The following is a 22,558-nucleotide window of genomic DNA, read 5'->3' as shown; positions in this document are numbered from 1 at the left end:
GCACGCTTGGCAACGAATGTCTGGTGACTATTCGGATGACTGGAGATTCGCCAAAACGGCGTCGGCCTGTTCCGCCAGCATTCGGTAATCACTGCGTGTATGACCGATCTTGAATTTGTACGCCTTAGCGCGACCCAGGTAGTCTACTGCGGCATCAGGGTCCTGGTCTACGCGGGCCAAGGATTCGATCGTCAAGCGAACCGCAGAAGGCGATTGGCTTTCACACATTTTCAACAAATCGATCGCTTCGGTGTGACGATCACTGCGAATCAGCGCCAACGCACGCGCGTCGATCCACTTGGAATCCAAATGGCGAAGTGATGCTTGGTCGCCCGTGACATGGTCCGTCGACTTCAAAAGTAGGTCCGGGGGCGTTTCGGGTAACAGCGCCGACCAATAGGCAATGGATCGACGATACTTATCCGACTTCGGATGCGCATCCAGCCACAACGACCATTGTTCCAGTATTAGCTGAAGTTCGGGTCGGGCGATCCGCAAAACCATCGTCGGATCATTCGGAACGTCTGGCCTGGAATCAGCGTTTGCGATTCGAACTCGCACATCGATCAGCGATTCAAGCGCGTCGGTGTACGATTCCATGTAGACCTCCACATCGGGATGATCGTCTGACAAGAGCTTGTACTGTTCCGCGGAGCGGATCAGGAATTGTTCACAGTCGTCAGCATTTTTCAGACGAGTCAATGAGAAGGTCGCAAAGTTTCCGTAGATCAACGCCAACGACCATCGCGAATCGACATCCAGCGGGTTTTCGCGAACCACCTTCTCGTGCGACCGGATCGAATCGCGGAACATGGATTCCGCTTGGGGGATGTCGCCGGTGTGGGTTAGTGACATCGCCAAATTCATCTGGAACGTGGCCAAACCGTGGCACCAGTCCACTCGCGATGGCTGTAGCTGGACCGCCTGTTCCTGCAGATCCACCGCCATTTGGAAGTGTTTTCGGCATTCTTTCCATTGGCCGCGTCCCCAACCGCAATACGCCCCATAGTTGGATTGAATGCGTGCGAGTTTTGTCGCATACCTACCGTTGTCCGGGTTCGCTTGTTGAATTGGCGTGGCGATTTGGATCGCTTGTTGAAACAGTGTTTGGCACTGGTTACGGTCTTTCAAACGGTGATAGATCAGTGCCAATAACCCCGTGTGAGTGGCGTAACGGAAGTGATCATCGTCGTTGCCGCGAAGGTCCATCAAAGTCCGCGCCAGTTCGCGTGACGACTGTGCGATCGGCAGGGCTTGTTGATCGCGCCAGCTTTGTGATAACGCTCGGACCTTCAACGCATAGGCGTCGGTCTTGCACGCAAGGTAGGCGGCGTTGTCCGGATCGTCGTTAAGCAGTTGTTCGCAGATCCGGATGGCTTGATCGGCGTGATGTTCCAGCTTTTCACCGCCGGGGGACAGCAAATACATCACTTCGCCCAGACGTCGATGCGTTTGTGCAATCTTGAAACGGAACTCCGGCGTCTGTTTCGATTCGGCTTCCAAGTCTTCGTAATAGTCGACGGCCTTCTGCATCAGGTCGCGACGAATGGCTTGTGCACCGGAGGTGCGAGTCAACACACCGTTGTCATCAGCAACCCGGGTCAGAAATTCATCCACGACCGATTGTGCCTCGTCGAACCTCTGGTCCGCCAACGCCAGCGCATCGGACGTCTCCTGGCCGGCGCGAACGGCTTCACGACGCTGCCAGATGGCGACGCCCGCGCCGATGATTGAAACCACCGCGACGACCAATGCGGTTCGCGTTTGCAATTGCCGTCGTTTGCGATCTTCGCTGCTGCGCACGCTGGCTTCACGCTGCTGTAATTCAGCGGAGCGGGCACGTTTTTCCACGCCGGTCAGGTGATCGGTCATGGCGTCGGAGACGATGCCCGCGTCGGCGGGTCGCATTTCCGGGTCCGTGCTAAGACATTTTTCACAAAGCGTTTTCAATTCCGGATGCGCGTCACTGTTGAGCAGCGTCGTAAGTGCCGCATCGAATTGCCCCAGCGTCGTCCGCTGTAGTGATTCGATGACCGAGCATCCGTGATGTAATCTTTGTCGTGTCAAGATTTCGAACAGAATCGCGCCCAAAGCAAACACGTCGCTGCGTGCGTCCAGCGTTTTGATTTCGCCCCGTGCTTGTTCCGGCGACATGTAGGCCGGTGTGCCCAAGACATCTCCGTCGGCCGTCAGACTTTGTTGCAAGTCATCCCAGGATTCATCGTTGGCGCCGCGTGTCGTGTCGTCATCGGATTGGGTGGATTGCAGCGATGCGTGGGGGCGATCCGAGTCGTATTGCGTGGTGGATGTTTCCAACGTCGATTCGGCTGACGGCTTTGCCATTCCCCAATCCATCACTTGGACTTCGCCGAACGCGCCGACCATGACGTTTTGAGGTTTCAAATCGCGGTGGATCACGCCTTGGGCGTGTGCATACGCGACGGTCTGAGCCAGTTGTTCGAAGATGCCCAGACAACGTGACAATTCATCGCTGGAATCGGACCTGTTCTTCAGAGTGTCGGCAAACGTTTCTCCGCCGACCAACTTCATGGTGAAAAAGGGGCGGCCGTCTTCCAGAACACCGTGGTCATAGATTGGTGGAATACCGGGATGCTGTAGCCGCCCGGTCAGCAAAGCCTCGCGATTCATCCGCAGCGTCGCAGCGGAACTGTTTTCCAGCGGACCGCGCAGCAGCTTGAGTGCCAGCGTCCGTTGGCCGACCGTGTCTTCGACTTTCCAAACGTCACCGTTTCCGCCACGACCGATACGCTGGATGAACCGATAGCGTGTGGAATGCGGTTTGGGTTCTGCGACTTGAACTTGACCGCAGACCAAGTCACGAAGTTCTGATTCTTTGATCGCGATTCTCGGGTCGGCACAAAGCGATCGATAGTCTTCGACGCGTGGCTTTTCACCTCGGCTGGCTCGCAGTTCCGCGTCCAGCCCCACCAGTTCTCGCGCCAAGGCCGGGCGTTCTTGGTCGCTGGCAAGCCCCAGGAACTGCTGGAAACGTTGCCTCTGAGGCAGTGATTCGTATTCACTGCACCACTGCTCAATCCGTCGCAGCGATTCGATCGACAACGCTTCGGCGTTGGGTGGCATTGGCGGCATGACGGAGATGAGGAAACGGCTGGAAAGCGAAGTCCGTTTCCATGTTGTCATCCAAGATCGTTGCCCGCCAGCAAACTTCAAGTTTCAGCGCGATGCACCGGTGCCGGGGACGTTGGACACGACTGTTTGAAGGTCCCCATGGGTGTGTCTGTATACCAGGCAAGCCAAAGCGGATCTGTTTGGCGGGTTTCACGACCGGTTCTACACAAGCTTACTGGCGACGGAGTCTCGCAGGCCGTCGCATCACGCTTGTCCGACCGGTATCTGGTGCCCTGATTCATGCAGCGAAACGATCCATCCGTCCGACGCCGACGACTGTCGAAAAAGTCATTGCGTCGTCGACGAGCCCGCCTGTGTGGGGAACTGTTGGAGGAGCGACGGATGTTGGCGGTTGTGGGACCGGACGCAAAGGCTTTCGGACCAACGAGCGGAAATCAAACCTATGAATTCACCGCGAACGACTGGAACGGAGCGAAGATTGTTGAATCGGCAGCCGTCGACGGATCATTGGACACCCTTGATTTCAGCGCATTCGGCGACAACTTGACCTTTCGCATCCAGTCGCGCAATCGCATCAGCGTGACAGCGGCAAATGGTTGGAAAGCCGAAGCCCAGCATGTGGAGCGATTCGTGCCGGGCGATGGTGAAAACGTCTTCATCATCGAAAAGGGCGCGAAGCTGGTTCAGGGGCAAATCCTGACCAATTCGGATTCGCAATCGGTCGTCTTGTCATCGACGACCAACGTTCTGGACCCCAACGCGACGTTCACCGGCGGAGTGAAGAAGGCGGTCAACGTCAATCTTTCGGAAACACCCGCCTATCAATCCGCGGGAATCGAATTCACGGTCCTTAACGGGGTGACCGAAATCATCGGTGGTCGTGGAAACGACGTGTTGGTTGGCGACGAGTTCAGCAATGACATCCGTGGCGGCAAGGGCGACGATCTGCTGTCTGGGCGAGGGGGAGACGACCGCCTACTGGGTGATCGCGGCGACGACGAACTTCTGGGGTGGCAGGGTGATGATGTCCTGGACGGCGGCCAAGGCGACGATGTCCTGCGTGGTGACGAAGATGACGACGTTTTGCGTGGCGGATCGGGCGACGACACGCTGATTGGTGGATCCGGAAGTGACACCGCATCCGGCGGCCTGGGCGATGACACTTTCGTCTTCGCCGCCGCTTGGGGACTGGGAGATGAGGTCGTCGAGCGGAGTGGCGAGGGTACCGACACCCTGGATTTCGCCACCGTCACCGATGATCTGACTTTTCACTTGGGTTTGCCGCCAAGCGTTACACCGGAGCCCGGCGATCAAGGCGTTCCGCTGTACTTTGTCGAGAGTCCTGATTCGGAGCTTCTTGCCAGCAACCGCTTGGAAGTCTTTGTTGCCGGTCGCGGTGGCAACACGTTTCGCGTGCACGATGGATTTGCCGATTCGCTGCGCACCGACGGACTGATCAGTGCACTGACGCGAACCAAGCTGGTCGTTGATGCAGCGATCGCTTCCGGGGTGACGCCGACGGGCGTCCTGGATCTATCCGCGATGACCGCCGGCGTGACGGTCGACGTCCGGCCGGCTCGATCGACCGACGACTTCTTGGGCCACAATCAAGTCACGTTGACGTTTGCGAATGGCCGACAAGTTCAGTTCGACCATATCGCCCAAATCATCGGATCGACAGGTGATGACGAGTTCATATTTCATGACGGTGCCGTCTTGGCGGGCGATCTGGATGGCGGGGCAGGGCAGAACACACTGACCTATCGCGGCAATGTCGAAGACGACTTTACCGTAGACCCTGCACTGTTTCCTCGTGTATTGGGCACCGTCACGAACATCGCGATCATCCAGGCCGGCGACGACGATGACGACATCGTCGGCGACAACACGCCGAATCATCTGCGTGGCGAAGACGGCCAAGACACTCTGGATGGCGCGGGTGGCGACGACGATCTGGATGGCGGGGCGGGCGACGATACGCTGCGCGGTGGTGCGGGAAATGATCAGATACGCGGTGGTCGTGGCGACGACAGCATCGAAGGCGGCGAGGGTGACGACGACATTTCGGCGGGCAGTGGTGCCGACGACATCGACGGCGGTCCGGGCGACGACCACATCGATCCAGGCACGGGTGCGGACATCCTACGCTTTGCCGATGGTTGGGGCACCGACGTCGTGGAATCCAACAGCCTGGCGGCACGCAACAAAACGCTGGACTTCACCGCCGTCACGGCACCGCTCACGTACAGCCTTGCCGGACGTCACATCGAAGTCGGCACCGCCACCTTCACCCGCGACACCGAATCCGTGGCCGGCCAATCCCGAGATAAGGGGTCAGGCGTCTTTTCGGCTGGCGGCGATCGATTGACAGTACTGCCGGCCGGAACGCTGGTCGGAAACAACATCCAAACGTTGAAAACCGGCTCGGCGGAACAACGGTTCTATTTCGGAAACCAATGGACCAGTGCCACGATTGATGCGACGGGGCGCAGCAGCGGCGAAAAGTTGATCCTGGACTTCGGCGGCGTCAGCGAGTGGTTGCGGTTTGATTTTCAAGCGGACAACACGCTGAAAGTCATCAACCTGGGAACGTTTTCGCCGGTCAACACGATCCAAGACGATCTGCCCGGATTGAACGCCCCCACGATCACGATCAAGGGCTTGGATGCGAACACGGAAATCGTGACCGGGCGCAATGAAAACAGCTATCGGTTCGCACCGGACGTCACGTTTGCCGGACTCGTCACGTTTACCGCAGCCAACAAGTGGACTCGGGTGCCCTTCACGGAGAACGCGGTGCCGACAGGTTTGCGTGCAGGGCACCGCGTTGATCTGACTCGGCCTTTGGGAAACGCACCTGGAAGCTACGTCGAGGTCGTCAATCTTGCCACCGAAGATCCGACATCGCTGTTCAACGACAACATCGCGAGAACGATCTCGGGAATTTCGCGGTATCGCTTCGAGTCGACAAGCATCAGTGGCAAGATCAGCGATGTCTCCTTCGGCAGTGGAGTGAATCTGATCCAGGGGGACTTCGGCAACAACGATTTCCAGCAGAAGGCGTTGCGTCCTGGCGTGAGCATCCTGTCGGGACTGACCGGGGCTGATTCTTACCGCTACGCGAACCTTTGGGGACTGTCGTTCGTTGTGGAGCCGCCGGACTTGGTCGTTGCCGGTCAATCAGCGCCGGAAGCACTCGACACGCTCGATTTTTCGGCGATGGTCGGATCCATTACGGTCGACGTCTATGACGAGAAGCCGGATTGGCTTTCTTTCGAATTCAACGACGACCACCCCGACCTTGCCGACGTCAACGTTCCCGAACCGCCGCTGAGCGTCGACACGAACTACATCGTGGTTACGGATCAATCGCTCGGTGACTTTGTGGATCGGTCCGAGTTTGACCCGGGCGGTGTGCTGACTGCGGTATCCGGGTTCACCGACCGAAGCATGGTCTTCGCGACTGACATTGAATCGTTGGTCGGTCCGAAGGGCGGCACGATGACCGTGCGGATGCATGGCGAAGCCGAACTGCGAGGAACGGTCACGGCCGGTTCGCTCGGCAGCGTCGTGCTGGACTATTCCAACTATGACACCGCCGTCACGGTGGACGCGGGAGCAGGCGACTTAGCGGGGCTGCCCGGATTGGATTTCTTGGATGCGTTTCCCGTCCCGACAGGCATCGTGTCTGGCGCGATTCTGTCGGGCGGAAACTTTCTGCCCGGCTTGCCCCAAACCGGAACCGGCAGCGCCACGGGAATCTCAGGCAATCGCTTCGGTGGGCTGACGACCCTGGTCGACTTTGGTGACAACCCGATCAATCAAACGCTGGGCGACATCGCCGTGGTCGGTGTGTCGAAGGTCATCGGCAGCCCACACAAAGACTCGTTCGCGTTCGGCAACAGCGACATTCAATATGTCTGGGATGGCGACGACATCGCAGGTCTGGATGTTCAGAACGACCGCACGCTGTTGGACGGCACATCGACATCAACGCTGGATCTGTTCGCGTCCCAACAACTGGCCGACGTGACGGTTGATCTTTCGTCGTCGACGGTCACAAGATTGGGGACCGATTACCAGGCCACCCACATCAATCGCGTTGTGTCTGGCCGAGGCAATGACACGATCATCGGCAGCGATGATGACGAGATCTTCGTCTATCAAGTCGATGGTGCGGTGGGCTGGGGAGTGGACCAGGTCACTCCGGGAGGCGGCGCGGACATCATTGACCTGTCGGAGTTGCCGGAGTCCTGGCGGTGGCAAGCCCGGCTGAGTCTGGATGGCTTGTACCGCGAGATCTACTTTGAAGGTCGGACGGATCAGATTCGAATCCTGGAGTCGCCCGACAACGATTATCGAATCATTGATCGCAACGGAGCCTATTCCAAGGACCAATGGCCCAAGGCGGCCCAAACACTGTCGCTAGACAGCTTGGTCACGACATCGGTCCCGATGGGATTGAAACTGGACGTCATTCCGGGACCCGTCGTTTCCGCGGCTTTCGATGCGTTCGACGGAGTCTCGTTCACCATCGCCAAAGCTGACGGAACCACGGACACGCGAACGCTGTCTGTGGTGACGTCCGACAACGGTGCGAAGCGTTTGGTCGATGATTTGTCGGTGACACGTCTGGACAAAGACGCGTTGACGTTCCGCATCATTGATCTGCCCGGTACGCAGCTTTCCACTCGAATTCTTTCGGGCGACATTCTGATCGACACGACGGCCGGTGATCATGGCTGGCACGTCGACCCCGCGTCCAATCCACCCGCCGACCACATTGATTTGTTGGGCGTGGTGATCCATGAGTTGACCCAACGATTGGGTTGGAACCAGTCAAATTTGACCGGCGATACGCTGGATCCAGGCCAGATCCGACGATCGGTGCCGACGGGCGCCTCGTTGGCCGGCGGCGACCTGAACGACACGCCCGTTGTCGCTTCGACATTGCCGTTCGGCGCGATCGACAAACGCACGCCGGCGATCGATGCGGTGGTTGCCGAAGCGGTTTCGCGATGGCAAGCGGCGAATGTACAGATCATTGGTTCCAGCACCGCAACACCAACCATCGCAACCCCGGCGTTGGTGTTCGGTCACTTGCCGGGCGATGAAATTGCAAGAACGCTTGCGGATGGATCGATCTTGTTGGATCCGACCGCGGCCGGGAACACGTGGTACGTCGACCCGGATCCCGCGACCGGCGAAACCGTACCAGCGGGCCAGATAGATTTGCTGTCGGTCGTCATGCACGAGATCGGTCACACGCTGGGGTTGGGCCATGACACCGTCGACGGTTCGGGCAACCCGATCGACGTGATGCAGGACACCATCGCCAAAGGCCGGCGTTTGACGCTTCCGGCGGCTGCGTCCATCAGCGTCATCAGCGTGGATTCGTCGGACCAGTCCAAGTTGGGCGAAGGCCTGGATGCCTTCGCGGACTGGGTCGCAGATCTGGGAACCCGGTTGGATGAGTTGCTTGGTACCGGTGTCACGATCCCGTTTGTTGGCGATGTGTCACTGGCCGGCCTGATGAACATCGAATCCGGCAGTGTGACGACGTTGGCAAGCGAGCTGCAAAGCGGCGTTATCGACAATGTCGCGTCGGTGTTCGGCCCAGGCGGCGACATCGATGGCGACACGTTAATCACGACGTTGGACTTGGCCGCACAAGACAACGTCTCTTTCGCACCCGCAAGCAACTCCGTCGCGTTTGTTGGCAGTGTTGATCTGACTTCTTTGGACTTCAGCGAATCGATCGCATTGGATCTGTCACAGATGGAGCTTGCCGGTTTGTCCGCCGCCGATCTCGGTTTGACGGTCGACTCGAACGCGCCGCCGGTGATTCAGTTGGACGGTGGGATCGACCTGAACTTCATTTTCGGGATTGATCCGCAAGGAAGCTTCTACGTTGACGCACCGACATTGGTTGCATCTTTCCAAGCGGCCAGTGGCGATGCCCCCTTTGATGTGTCCGTATCGCTGGGCCCGTTCGGCCTGGGCATTGAACAGGGATCCATTGATATCGGAGCACAGATGTCGTTGGGGACCACAGCGAGATTGAGTCAAGCGGATTTGACTGGTCGGCGGGTCGACCCGCTGCAACTGTTGCCGACTCTGAATGCCGGTGCCTACTACGACATCGATCTGCCGCTGACGATGACTGGTTCGCTGTCCGGATTTGACACCGGCACGATGGCGTTACGGGCCGAAGGAACGCTGGATGCCGGCATCGGCAGCCTGGACAGTCTGATCGACAGCATCGAATTGGACATCGGCGATTTGGACCAATTGTTCGATTTGCGTGGTGTCAGTCTGGATCAGATTCTGGACGGCATCATCGCTGGCTTGGACGCCTTGGTGGATGCCGAAGGAGACGATGCCAGTCTGATCGCGAAAAAGATTCCTGGGTTGAACAAGAGTGCCATCGATCTGTTCGGCAATGGAACCGAGAACTTCATTGTCGGGCTGAAGAATGCGATCGAGGGTGTTCGCGATGGCAGCAGCCTGGGTGAACTGTCGGACGACTTGAACGCAGCGGTCAACGACTTGTTTGGTCAGCCGTTGGATCCCTTCACGATCACCTACCGCGACAGCCAATTCCTGGTGGACTTTGAATTCGAACGCACGTTGCTGAATTCGGAGTTTGCATTCGAAGTCGACTTGAACGCTTTGTTCCGGGACGACATCCAATCGTTCGTCGATAACACGCCATTGTTGCGCGGCGTTTCGGTCGATCTTTCGGCGCTGGATGTTCGATTGGGTGATGCAGATGGACAGGTGAAGCTGGCGGTTTCGGGTGCAGCGGGAGTCGATCTAGGATTCGGAATCGATCTGAACGATGTCACTGATCCTCAGATCATCTTTGCCGACACATCGGAGGTTCATGCATCGGCGGCTGCGTCGTTTGGGCAGCCTGTCACCTTGGACGTGCAATTGGATTTGGATGACCTGATCGGACAGAGCGATGGTGACCTTGGCACTTTCGGCTTCAAGATCAAAGACGCGACCGCTGACATCGATGTTCGTGGTGCGTATGGTTTGAAGCCAAACGACCCTGGTTTCTATTCGCTCGAAGACATCAGCACCGATGACCTGCAGATCACCGTCGATGGTGGAATCGATGTTCGGTTGCCGCTGTATTTGACCGATACGGTTCCGGTCGGTGGCACCGAAGCGGACGCCGATGGCAACGGAATCGCGGACAACGTTCTGGCGCTCGCGTTGTCCGTGGAGGACGCTTCGTTGAGCGGCGCGGAGTTCGATTACGAGTTTTCCGGTCCCGGTGTTGAACAGTTCATGGGGATCGCGGCACTGCTGAACGATCCGCGGACATTGCTGGACGGTCTGGAGGGAATGTTCGACGGACTGCAGACGGACATTCAGGCAAAGTTCGACGAACTCGGATTGCCGCTGATCGGTGATCGTTTGAAATCCGTGGCCGATTTCCTGGTCACCTTGGAAGACGACCTGCTGGGTGTGAAGCAGGATGTGGCAAATCCGGAAGGGTTCTACTACTACGGCGGATCGGATCACGACCCGCGTTTGGGCGCGGCGCTTGAATCGGCGATTGGAAACGATGAAAGCGTGATTGATCTGGTCCAGCGTGAATTGCACGCCTTGGTCAGTCGGTTGGGCAACGATGCATTGAAAGTTCCCGACTTGGATGCAGCCGGCCGACCACAGTTTGACGCCGAGGGACGTTTGCTGTTGAAAGACATCCAAACGCCCGAAGACATCGGGATTCGCATCGACGACGGTGCCGCACAGTTCAACATTGTGCTTTCGGGCAACGTGTTCGAGCCATTCACCGTCCCACTTGACTTCGATGCAAGTGTCCCTGGTCTGGGACTGAAGTCGGACGATGGCAGCGCCGTCACGATCGCGATGGACTATGTCTTTGGTCTCGGGTTTGGGCTGTCCAGTTCTGAATGGTTCTTCGTCGACACCGAGGGCGTGACCGAAAGCGGCGCAGAGTTCTCGTTGGACCTGTCTGCGACCTTGCAACCGGGAACCTCGGTGGAAGGGCAGTTGGGGTTTCTGAAAATCGATCTGGATGAAGTCATCGACGACGACGGCGCCAGCGGACTACGCGGGTCGTTCGAGATTGATCTGCAGGACGGCGATGCCAACGGACGTTGGGCACCGCTGCGCGGCGATTCGCTGGGTGTTCAAGCCAGGCTTTCCGCGGACGCGAATGTGGACATCGCGGGACGTGTTTCGTTTCCCGATTCCGGGGGCCTGCAACTGCCGGAGGTCAACACGACGATCCACTACGATCAACTGTTCGCGCAGGTGGAATTTGGCACCGGCGGATCTTCGGCTGACTTCGGCGGATCACCGATCGTGGAATTTGCCGACGTTCAAATGGACCTGGGCCATTTCATCACCGGCTTTGTCGGCCCTATTGTCGATGAAGTGTCGAAGGTCACCGATCCGGTCAGGCCGATCGTGGAAGTGCTGACCGACGATATCCCGCTGCTGCGGCAATTGGGTGCGTCGCAAACATCTTTGCTGGACATCGCAAAAGTCATTCTTGGGCCGACGAAATTCGCACCGGTCGCACGTGGCGTGGAAGCGGTGACTCGTCTGGTGGAGTTCATCGACGACATCGATGCGTTTGATCCGTCCCAAGGGTCACCGATCATCGACTTCGGCAGTTTCACCATCGGCGACGAAGTGCGTTCGGGCGGCAGTGGCGAGATCGCGGATAGCACCACGAACGATACCGTGGCTCAAGCCGATCGTGCATCGGATCCAAAGTCCAAGCGGGTGACCGATCGCATCGGTACATCCAAAGGCAGCTTTCAGTTCCCGTTGTTGACCGATCCACTGGCCGCCTTCGGCATGCTGTTGGGCAAGGACGTGGATCTGTTCAAGTATGAGATGCCGGGGCTGAATCTGAACTTTCAGTATCGCAAGTCCTTTCCGATCTTTCCCGGCTTGAACGCACGGTTGGGCGGTCGAGTGACAGCCGACACCGACTTCATTTTTGGTTTCGACACGACGGGAATTCGCGAATGGTCCGAAACCGATTTTGCGATCAACGAGGCCGACCGAATCTTCCAAGGCTTCTTTGTCGACGACCAAGTCTCCTTTGACGGCAACGGAGCGGTTCGAAGCGATGTTCCCGAAGTTTCATTGACCAGTGCGATCACCGCGGGTGCATCGGTCGGCATTGCGGGATTGGTCGAAGCCGGTGTGGAAGGCGGAATCCGGGCGTCGGTCGGCTTTGATTTGAACGATGTTCCCGATCCGCTTCAGCCTGGAAATGTCGTCGACGGAAAATTGCGTCTGCAAGAAATTGCCCAACGTCTGGACCAGGGCGCAAGCTGTTTGTTTGACACCAGCGGCCAGCTATCGGCGTTTTTGGACGCGTTCTTTTGGGTCGGGCTGGACCTTGGGATCTTCGGCGAAATCACCGTGTTCGAAGCTCGCAAGAACTTCTTCAACTCCGTTTTGGCTGATTTCAACTTCAGCTGCCCCGACCCGTCGGCGATTGTGGCGACGCAATCCGGCGACGTCGTCACCGTTCGTTACCAACCGGGGCCCGGCGAATCCGTGGCCGCCGGACAAGGCGAAACCTATCTGATCGAACAAGAACCGATCGACGTGACACCCAATGACGGTGTGAACAACCCGGTCGATCGTATCATCGTGACATCACGCGGCAGCCGACGACACTTTGACCCGGCTGCCGTTTCGACAATCTATATCCCGGGAACCGCCAACGACGATCGCTACATCGTTGCCGAAGGCGTGAGGCCCAGGATCGAGATCCATGGAGGTGCGGGAAACGACACGATCGAAGTGAACTCCACCGTTGCCACGTCACGCGAGATCTATGGCGATGTCGGCAACGACACGATCATGGGATCCGATGCGATCGACACCATCGACGGCGGTGATGGCAACGACGTTCTGGGCGGCATGGGCGGTCCGGACATCATTCGCGGTGGTGACGGTGATGACCTGATCGAAGGCGGCGACGGTGACGACCGACTGGACGGTGGTGACGGCGACGATGCGATCAGTGGCGGCGAGGGAGGCGACAGCATTGTCGGTGGCCTGGGTGAAGACCGCGTTGACGGCGGTGCAGGCGACGACCTGATCTTTGGTGACTTGGCGAATGATTCCACCGGCGTCTTGGTTCCCATCTACGGCGGCCAGCCCGAACTTCTGCGTGACTTTTTGCGCGGTGGACCTGGCATGGATGTCATCAACGCTCAAGCCGGCAACGATACGATCGAAGGTGGCCCCGGGATCGATACGCTTTTTGGCGATGACGGCGAAGACACCTTTGAATGGACCGTGGGCGACGGTGTCGATGCGACGATCGTAGGCGGCGAATCGGAAAAACTGGTCGAGGGCCTGATCTATAAAGACATCGACACCATCCGCGTCAGTGGCCTGGACGCTTCGGTCCGAGACGTGGTCTTCGTCGATCCATCGTCGGCCAATCCCGATGACGTGACGGTGCGATTCGAATCGGCGGGAACGGTGGAATCGCTGTTGCTGCAGCAGTTCGGCCGAATCCAGATCCAGCTTTACGCCGGTGCGGATGCGGTAACGGTTTCCGATGTGTCGATGACGACGCTAGAAGCCGTGGATGTCGACTTTGGCACGGGCGAGATCTTACAAACCGTTGTATTGACGGAGTCGATCAAGGTCGACGAAACCGTCTTGGTGGATGACATCGGTAACGCACGGATCTTTGAGCCGGAAGACGACTACGATGTCGACGTTTCCGCCGACCTGGTGTTCTATCGTCAGACGTTTGACGCCGGTGAATACGTGTTTGACGAAGCCGGGATTCCGGTCTTGTTCGAAACCGTTTTACCGAGCGGCGAGACGGTACTGGCACAGTCGCACATCGATGGCAATCCCGTCTTGGTCGACGGACTGCCCGAGTTCACCCAGGTGGAGACTCGAGTTCGTTCGGAGTTCCGTGACGTTCGATTGGCCGTCCCCAGCCATCAAGACATGGGCGACGGTGAAGTACGCGACGAAAGCGTGCCGAGGTTTCGCAGACAGTTGCTGGAACCCGGCGGCACCTATCTATACGACGCAGACGGTTTTCCGCTGACCCAGTCGTTGACCAATTCCGACGGCAGCACATTTCTGGCGCAACGATTCGACGGAGCCGGACGCACCGATAACGACGGCAATCCCCTGTGGCAGGTCAGGGACGATGAAACGTCAACCGATCCCGATGCAGAAAACGATCCCATCCAATTTGAATCTCGTTTGATTCAGCGTTCACGACAGGAACGTATTCCGGTGGTCGACGCTTCGGGCAATCCGGAACTGGATGCCGACGGAAATCCGATCGAAGAAGTCTTCATCACACCGGAATACGGAATCGATTCGTCTGCCGACGTGCTAACAATTTTTGGAACGGGCGGCGACGATACGATCACGGTGCTAAGCAACGACGTCACCGTTTACGGGACGATCGAAAACAGCGTCGCATTTTCAGTGGCCAATTCGTCACGAACCGGCGGCGATCGACTGATCATCGAAACTCTGGAAGGTCACGATCGCGTGGAGGCCTCCGGCGTGGAGGCGGATCGGTTGACGTTGGATCTGCGCACAGGCGAAGGCAACGACACGCTGATCGGATCGCCGTTTGACGATCGTTTGAATTCGGGTCCCGGCGACGACCTGGTGTCCGGCGGTTTCGGGTCCGATGCCTTCCTGGACGTTTCCGGCATGGACACTTTGGTCGAAGGCCATGACGGCGATTTCATCTTGACCGACGACACGCTGACGATGATCCGCGTGCGGACCGATCTTTTGCCCGACGGGAACGTGTTGCTTCCACGTCAGGAAATCACGCGTTCGGTTGACGCCCTGCCGGGTGTGTTCGAGCTGATCGAATTACGCGGCTTCGATGCGGACGGTGGCGGCGATCAACCTTCGATCAGCGTCAACCGATTTGACGTCATCGGATTCACCGGCCAAGCCATTCTGGATGGCGGAGCCGCCGCGGATGTCTTCACGATCACGCTGGATGCTCGCGCGGCCGCTGACGCAGACTCCGTTGTGTCGATCGCCGATTCCGGGGGCGATGGACTGGATCAGCTTTACGTTCGCGGAACACGTGGTGCCGACACGTTTCAGTTCGGCAGCGGCTATGTCCAGAGGGTTTTGGCCGTTGACGATTCGTCCACCGGAAATCTGTTCGGGGCACTTTCGGATTTCACCACCGACATCAATGTTCGCAATCCCGATCTGGTCAATCTGTATTCCCAGCGTGTGGAATACGGAAGTGTCGAATTGCCGGTGGTGTCCGGCTTGCAAGGCAGCGACCTGTTCATTGTCGATGATACCAGCGTCGAGATGACGGTACGTGGTGACTCCGGCTCCGACCGTTTCTTTATCGGCAGCGTTCGCGAAACGGCCATGGTGGGTGGATTCGAAGTCGTCGAAGACATCACCAATGGCGTTTCCTATCCCGCATCCTTCTACGGAGGAAGCGGCAGCGACTATTTCGAAGTCAATCACAACGTCGCACCGATCAATCTGTATGGCGAAGACGGCGACGACACCTTCTTTCTTTACGCTCATCTTCAGCGTGTTGATGCGGATGAAAGCCAACCGGTGGCACTGGGACAGATCGTCGTCAACTCGGCCGAAGGCGAACGAGACATCCTGTCATACGTTGAAAACGCCCCGGTGAAGATCAACGGTGGTGCGGGGATCGACACGCTGGTCATCGTCGGAACACCGGCGGGCGACAAGTTCATCGTCTATGTCGAAATGGTGGAACAGGTCGTCGATGGGATTGCCCAAATGGTGCCCGTCCAGCGGATCTACGGCGCGGGCTTGATCCTGGAAGAGGTGGTGAATGTCGAACGGCTGATCCTGTTGACCGGCGCCGGTGATGATGAGATCTACGTCAATTCAACACTGCCGGAATTGGATCTGCAAATCAATCCGGGCAGCGGCGATGACGTGGTCCATGTCGGTGGTGACTCACAGACCCTGGATGTGGTCATTCCCGAATCGACACGTACCGAGGTCGAGACGATCGCCCAACCCGATATCGTCACAACCTCTCGCGTTCTGGTACGTCCGGCTTATAGCTACAGCAAGATCGTCGGCTACGCGATTCCCATCTTCAAGCTGTTCCCCATCTATCGCCGAATCCATGTACCGGCGAAGTACCGGACCATCACCACGCGGACACCGCAACCGCCCCTTCTGGTGCCTCGGGAAGTCGTCGTTCCACGCCGAGTCATCCAAGAAACGATGCCGGCCAGTTATCTGCTTTCGCCGATCCAAGGCACGCTTACGATCGACGGTCAAAGTGGTGCGGGACTGGGCACTACGTCACTGGTGATCAACAACAGCGGCGTGACCGAAACACTTCGTCAACAACAAGGGTCATTGGCTTACGGGGCGTTCGATTCGATCGAACTACGCGACCTGTCACTGCGGACCGATGTCGATTATCTGTTGCCCGTCATTCCCGACGCGGTGTCGACCACCATCTTTGCCAACGTGGTCAAGAACCAGATCCGTAATCGTGACCGTTTACGAGAACCCGGGTTGATCGACGACATGATGCGTCCGGACAACCGTGATGGCTTGACCGTTGTCACACTCACCCCGGGGACTCCGGTGCATGCGTTCGCATCGTACGCGGCTCTGCAGGCTTTCGCCGCAGAACAGAACTTTTCGGTCGAGTTGGATCCCGACGGGAATGCCCGAACCATCGGCGACCCACGTCTGGGCAGCGATTCGCTCGCATTCGAACTGGAAACCGAATTCAGCCTGACCGGCCAGATCAGCAACATCCGACTTGTGTTGACCGAATCCCGTAGCTTCTCCGTTCCCAATCGATTCGTCGAATCCATCCGCGTTCTGGACACGACCCAGTACAACACGCTGGTCAGATTCGGCTTGGATTTCCCGCTTCGATTTGCCGGTATCGACGACGTTCAATTCATTGCATCGGACGTTCGTGAGAATCTGCAGGTGTATGCCTCGCCCGAAAACCTGACATTGGAACTTGGTGCAGGTGCCGAGGAAATCAATGTCTATGAAGTCAAACGATCCTTGACGGTTCACGGTGGGGACGACGAAGCCGAAGTGCGTCTGTATCTGCAGGATGTCGATGCGGACATCACCGACGGACGGATATGGCGAACCGCCGGGCCCGGGCGTGATGCCTCCATCAGCTGGCGACAAGACGCGACCGGGGATACCGCCACCAGCGAGCATACCGTCACGCTGGATGACATCTTCTTTACCGTGTTCGCTTTGGGCGACGGTGACACCGACCTGACTCTTGGCAGCGATGTTCAGCACGATGCGCCGGCGATGCGGTTGATTGCCGGTACCGGCGATGGCGACGACACGCTTGTGATCGAATCTTGGGCCGGATGGGACGCCAGTTTTTCTAGCTTCAAAGGTGACGACCTTGCGACGCTGTTGGTGGGCGAATTCGGCGACATCCCGCCGGTCCATCCGCCACGTCTGACACTGGCACGTCTGGTGGTCGATGATTCCATGGCGCAGTCGCCGACCCAATGGATTGTCGATGCCGGGGGAACCTTAAGCGTCACCAAACCGCTGGCATCCGGCGACTTGGTCTCGGCGGAGATTGTCGAAACCCTGGATGTCGATCATGTCGAACTGCGAACGGGTTCGATGCACGACAGCCTGACCGTTGACACAGCGTCCGCAACATCTATCGACGGATCAAAGTTCTTTGTCGCAAGTGGCACCGGCGTTGTGACCGGGCCGGTGCAAACAAGGTCTCGCGGCTTTGCCCGGCACATGGGCTTTGATCAATTCACCATGGAATCACCACGTCACGTGGAAGATGGTTTTGAACTGATCAGCGAAAACGAAATGTTGCAACCGGCTGAACAGTCCAGCCGTGCGGTTTCGCTAAGCGGTGAAGTCACGCTGGCACCACTGGTCGATACCGGGTTCGCCCTGTTCAGCATTGACGTATTACGCGCGTCAACCGCCGGTGCGTTTCGCTTGATCGGAGACACGCTGAACGGCGAAATCGTCGAACAAGCTTTCTCGATCGTTGCCGGATCGGGGGTGCTTCGAATCGATTTGGACGATCGCTTTCGGACGCTTCGTCGCTTGACAATGGTGATCGATTCGCCGGCGCCCGTCATGCTGGACAATCTTTCGCTGTTGGCGTATCCGGCAAGTGCGGGCCAACCGCTGGGCCCGGAACTTCCACCGGAAGCCTCCGCCGGTCTCGTTGAAATCGACACGCAGACGCTGACCATCAATGGCGTCGCCAGCGGTGGCCAGTTCAACGGGACGACGTTCACGGCGGACTGGATCTCGGACGGAAGCATTGCGGAGTTCCGATTTGCCGGTGACCTTCACTTGCCCGATGAGTCTCGGGTCACCGTGGTCGGTGATCGTTCGCGGGGCGTTCGATTCTTCGTCGCCGCAGACGCCATCATTGGTGACGATGTCGTGTTCGATTTTGCCGCTGATGGTCAAACGCCCGGACCAGGCGGCGGTGCCGGGGGCCTCGGCGGACAGGGTGGTGATGGCGGCGATGGCGGTCTGGGTGGCCTTCGGGGAACCCGGGGTTCAGGCGGCACCGGCGGCCGAGTGCTTTCGTGTTCGTTCTTCGATTGTTCGACGTCAGCGCCGACACGCGGCGATAGTGGCGGACGTGGCCAGTCAGGCGGTTTCGGAACTGTTGGCCGGCCCGGAACCTCCGGCGGTGATGGTGGGGTGGGGATCAACAACGTGGCCACGGAAAACGGTGGCGACATCGGTTTGCCCGGAACGCTGGGACAAGGTGGCGTCGGCGGATACAACGCAACGGGCGGACATTCCGGTGATCCTTCGAACAACGCTTCGGGCGGAAACGGCGGCGCCGGCTATCGCGTCGGCCCCGGGCGGCCCGGCTTACCCGGCAGCAACGGCGGCGCCGGTTCGGTTGCCGATCCGGGCAGCTTTTCGCCGAGCAATCCGTTCGAAATTTCCGGAGGCCAAGGTGGCGGTGGTGGAGCCGGTGGGGCTGGCGGAAGCGGTGGCGGCGGCGGCGGTGGTGGTGCCGGGGGCAGCGGCGGAGGTGGCGGCGGTGCCTATGTGAGATTCCAGTCACCATTTGGACCACTCGTTTCGCTGTCCGGTGGCAACGGTGGCTATGGCGGTATCGGAGGCACCGGAGGCGATGGTGGTGACGGAGGTCGAGGCGGCGACGGAGGCAACGGCGGCGGTGGTGGCGGTGGATTTGAAATCACCAGCGTCGGTCGCATCCGATTCGCGGGTGATCGATCCGACGATAGCAACGACACCACAGCCATGGTGGACGTCTCCGGCGGTGATGCCGCCCCGGCCGACCCATCGCGTCTGGACGAAGGTCGAACCGATGGCGGTAACGTCAAATCGTATCCGTCACCCGGTCTGTCGGGATCATCCGGTCAAAAAGGCAGCGGTCGCACCGCGGGTCGGGGCGGCCAAGGAAGCGACGGAATGCCGGGTGCCGTGGGTGCGGACGGCGGCGAAGGAGGCTTGGGTGCCGCCGGCGCCGGTGGTGCCGCGGGCAGTGTCAAGTTTGTCGCAAACGTGATCTCCGGCACCAGTGGCCTGCAGGTCGACGCCCGCGGCGGAAGCGGCGTTGATCAGCAAAGCCAAGCCGGAGACAACGGTCGCCTGATCATCGGTGCTCATGCCGGACTGGAAGCAATCGCCGGCGGTGCAAGTCCGCTGGTCGAATCCAGCGGCGACGTGTTGACGATGCCGGAAAGTCGGTTGCCGGCTTCGCTGCTGAACCAGAACCCCTTTGTTGACGGTTCGCCCCACGTACCACGCCTGACCGACTTGATCGGTGGTGCCGACGCGTATGGCGTCTTGGACCAAGTGACGTCGGCTGACTTGCCCGACGTCGATACGTCCGGCAACCCCGACGCGGTGGTTGCCGTGATGCGCTTGGACTCGCTAGACACTGACAATGATGCGTCGACCAGTGAAGTCTATGCGGGTTACGACATGCTGGTATTCGCTAACCTGACGTCGTTGCCGATTGATGCACCGGAGATAGGAGTGATCGTTGACGATGAAGCTCCAACCTTTTCGCGTCAACTTTCAACGGGGGGCGTCGCCGTCAATCAACAGTTTGGCGGCACTCCGGGAACTGGAACCGGTGGCGGACATGCATTGACCGCCTTGGATGGCGGACAGGTTTGGGCAATGTTGATTCCCGAAACGCCCATTCGTGTGACCGCCAGTGTCGCCGGACAATACACCCGCATCGACGATCTGGAACTGCCCAGCGGCGGTGTCGCCTACCTGCGTGGCGCCGTGGATTCGCCAGACTCTGTCATTGCAGGGTTCGATGCGATCGCGGCCAGCACCGACGGTCAAAACATCTACGCGATCAATACGGCGGAAGGTCGCTTGACCGTTTTCAACGCCGATCAAACTGAACGCCAGCAAATGGTCAACGGTCAAGACGGCGTGACGGGAATCGCAGCGCCCAGTGATGTCCAGATCAGTAACGCGGGCGATGTCGTCATGGTCGGTGATTTCACCAATGGCACCGTGACGATTTTCGATCGCGACACATCAGGAAATCTGACTTGGGCACAAACCGTATCAGCCGACATAGGCCGCGGGCCGAACCGCATCCTGAACGTGAACGGGCGAAACTTCTGGGTGGCCGGCCCGACAAGCATCAACAAATTCGAACCGCTTCCCGATGGTCAGGTTCGTGCGATCGGAATCCCGGTGAATTTGGGCAACTACGATCAAATCGCTCAAGGGGATTGGGTCAGTGCGTTGTACTGGACAAGGTCCCAGGATGGTGCCCTGGAAAGCCTGACCGATGGCTTGGGCTATGACCGTATCGCCGACGTGAACGTATCGATCGATGTCCGGCAGAACAACATGGACGAACTGGACGTCTTCTTGTCCGCACCCGACGGAACAATGGTGCAGCTATACGCCGACGTCGGTGGGTCGATCGATTCAGCGCCGTTGACGTTGGACGATGAAGCCGTCACAAGCATTGCTAACTACAACGGGGCAGGTGTCTATCGACCAATCGAATCTTTGTCCAAATTCGATGCCACCGAGTTCGGCGGAACTTGGACGCTGACTTTGATCGATGACGAAAGTGTGTTCTTCATCAATGACACTTCGACATTCCGGTCGTGGACCTTGGAAATCGAAACCGAACGCGGCCGGCGGATCGAAGCCACCAATAGCGTGGCCGGGACCTTCGATCAAGGTTTCCCTATCACTCGTTCGGTAACGGTCACGGACTTTAACCGCCCCGCACCCATTTCGGGTCCAAAATCGATCGCCGTCAGCCCTGAACGAGCTTTCGTCTACGTCGTCGCAACGTACGAGAATCGTGTCGACGTTTATCGTCGCGACACCGAAAACGACTGGTTGGAATTCACCCAGTCCATCGACCTTTCATCCCAGGACTATCCGTCGCAGCTTCATCCCTCACAGATGCGGATCACGCGCGACGGACGACACGCTGTCTTCAGCAGCACTGACTACGGAACCATTTCGGTCTATCAGCGTGACCCGGCATCCGGTGACCTGACGTTCCTTCAATCGATCGAGCAGGACCTTTTCCAAGGCGCCGCTTTCGACTTTCCGCAGGACATTGAATTGCTGGGCGGCAATCAAATGGTGGCCGCGACTCGAAACGGACTGACATGGTGGGATCTGGAAACTGGCAATCCGCTGCCACAGCGTCGCGAGCTGATCGAATTCGACGGCGTGGAATCCGCCCGAGTCAACGTTGCTCCCGCTGATCTCCAAATCGACATGCTTCCCGATGCCCCCGCAGGCATGGGTTGGAACGCGATCGAACGGAGCGACCACGTCCTGCTTCAACTGGTCGACCTTGTTGACGTCATGAAAGTGTCGGTGGGTGAATCACCACAACGATCGATCGTTAGTGATCTGACCGTGCAATTCGACGGGGCCGTCGACATTGACGACGACGCCTTTTCCGTGATCCGACATGGTGACGATTCCAGATCAGTACAGACGACGTTCGTCAGTACCGTCGACGCCAACGGCGACACCGTGGTCACCCTCTCGTTCAGCGGTGACTTGGTCCGAGCCAGTGGATCGCTGATCGACGGCAACTATGAATTGCGAGTGGACCCGAGCAAAGTCCGTCGCGCGGGAACTTCCACCTGGCTGGACGGAGATGGAGACGGCGTTGACGGCGGCGAATTTGTCTTCGGCGCCCAGGCGGCCGACCTGCTCTTCTCCATGTTCGGCGACATCGATGGTGATCGTGATGTCGACAACCGCGATTTTGCCGCGTTCGCCAGAACCTATCGTCGCACTCAAACGATGGCCGGTTACGACGCCAACTTTGACGTCGATCAGAACGGCGCCGTTGACAATCGCGACTTTGTGCAGTTCGCACGACGCTATCGAACGATCCTCGACACTCCTTAACACCACCTCCTGCTTTGGA

At 58.5% G+C, this 22,558-nt stretch carries 2 protein-coding genes; one reads left to right on the top strand and one right to left on the bottom strand.

The annotated features are described in order from the left end of the window. Positions 1-27 precede the first annotated feature (27 nt). Positions 28-3,102, bottom strand: coding sequence for a protein kinase domain-containing protein (locus tag HFP54_RS26220; RefSeq protein ID WP_206036245.1), 3,075 nt, complete (start codon positions 3,100-3,102; stop codon positions 28-30). A 339-nt stretch (positions 3,103-3,441) separates the two neighbouring features. Between HFP54_RS26220 and HFP54_RS16460 the strand changes: the two genes are divergently transcribed. Next, complete coding sequence (locus HFP54_RS16460; protein ID WP_168565946.1) at positions 3,442-22,539, top strand: beta-propeller fold lactonase family protein; 19,098 nt, start codon at positions 3,442-3,444, stop codon at positions 22,537-22,539. Positions 22,540-22,558 lie beyond the last annotated feature (19 nt).

The organism is Crateriforma spongiae, from assembly GCF_012290005.1.
GTDB lineage: Bacteria > Planctomycetota > Planctomycetia > Pirellulales > Pirellulaceae > Crateriforma > Crateriforma spongiae.
The sequence above is the reverse complement of the archived record's forward strand: the minus strand, read 5'-3'. Positions and strand labels throughout refer to the sequence as shown.

What these genes read in the sequence shown, in the direction of transcription:
- HFP54_RS26220 (WP_206036245.1), bottom strand. Translation starts at nt 3,102, where the DNA reads ATGCCACCCAACGCCGAAGCGTTGTCGATCGAATCGCTGCGACGGATT.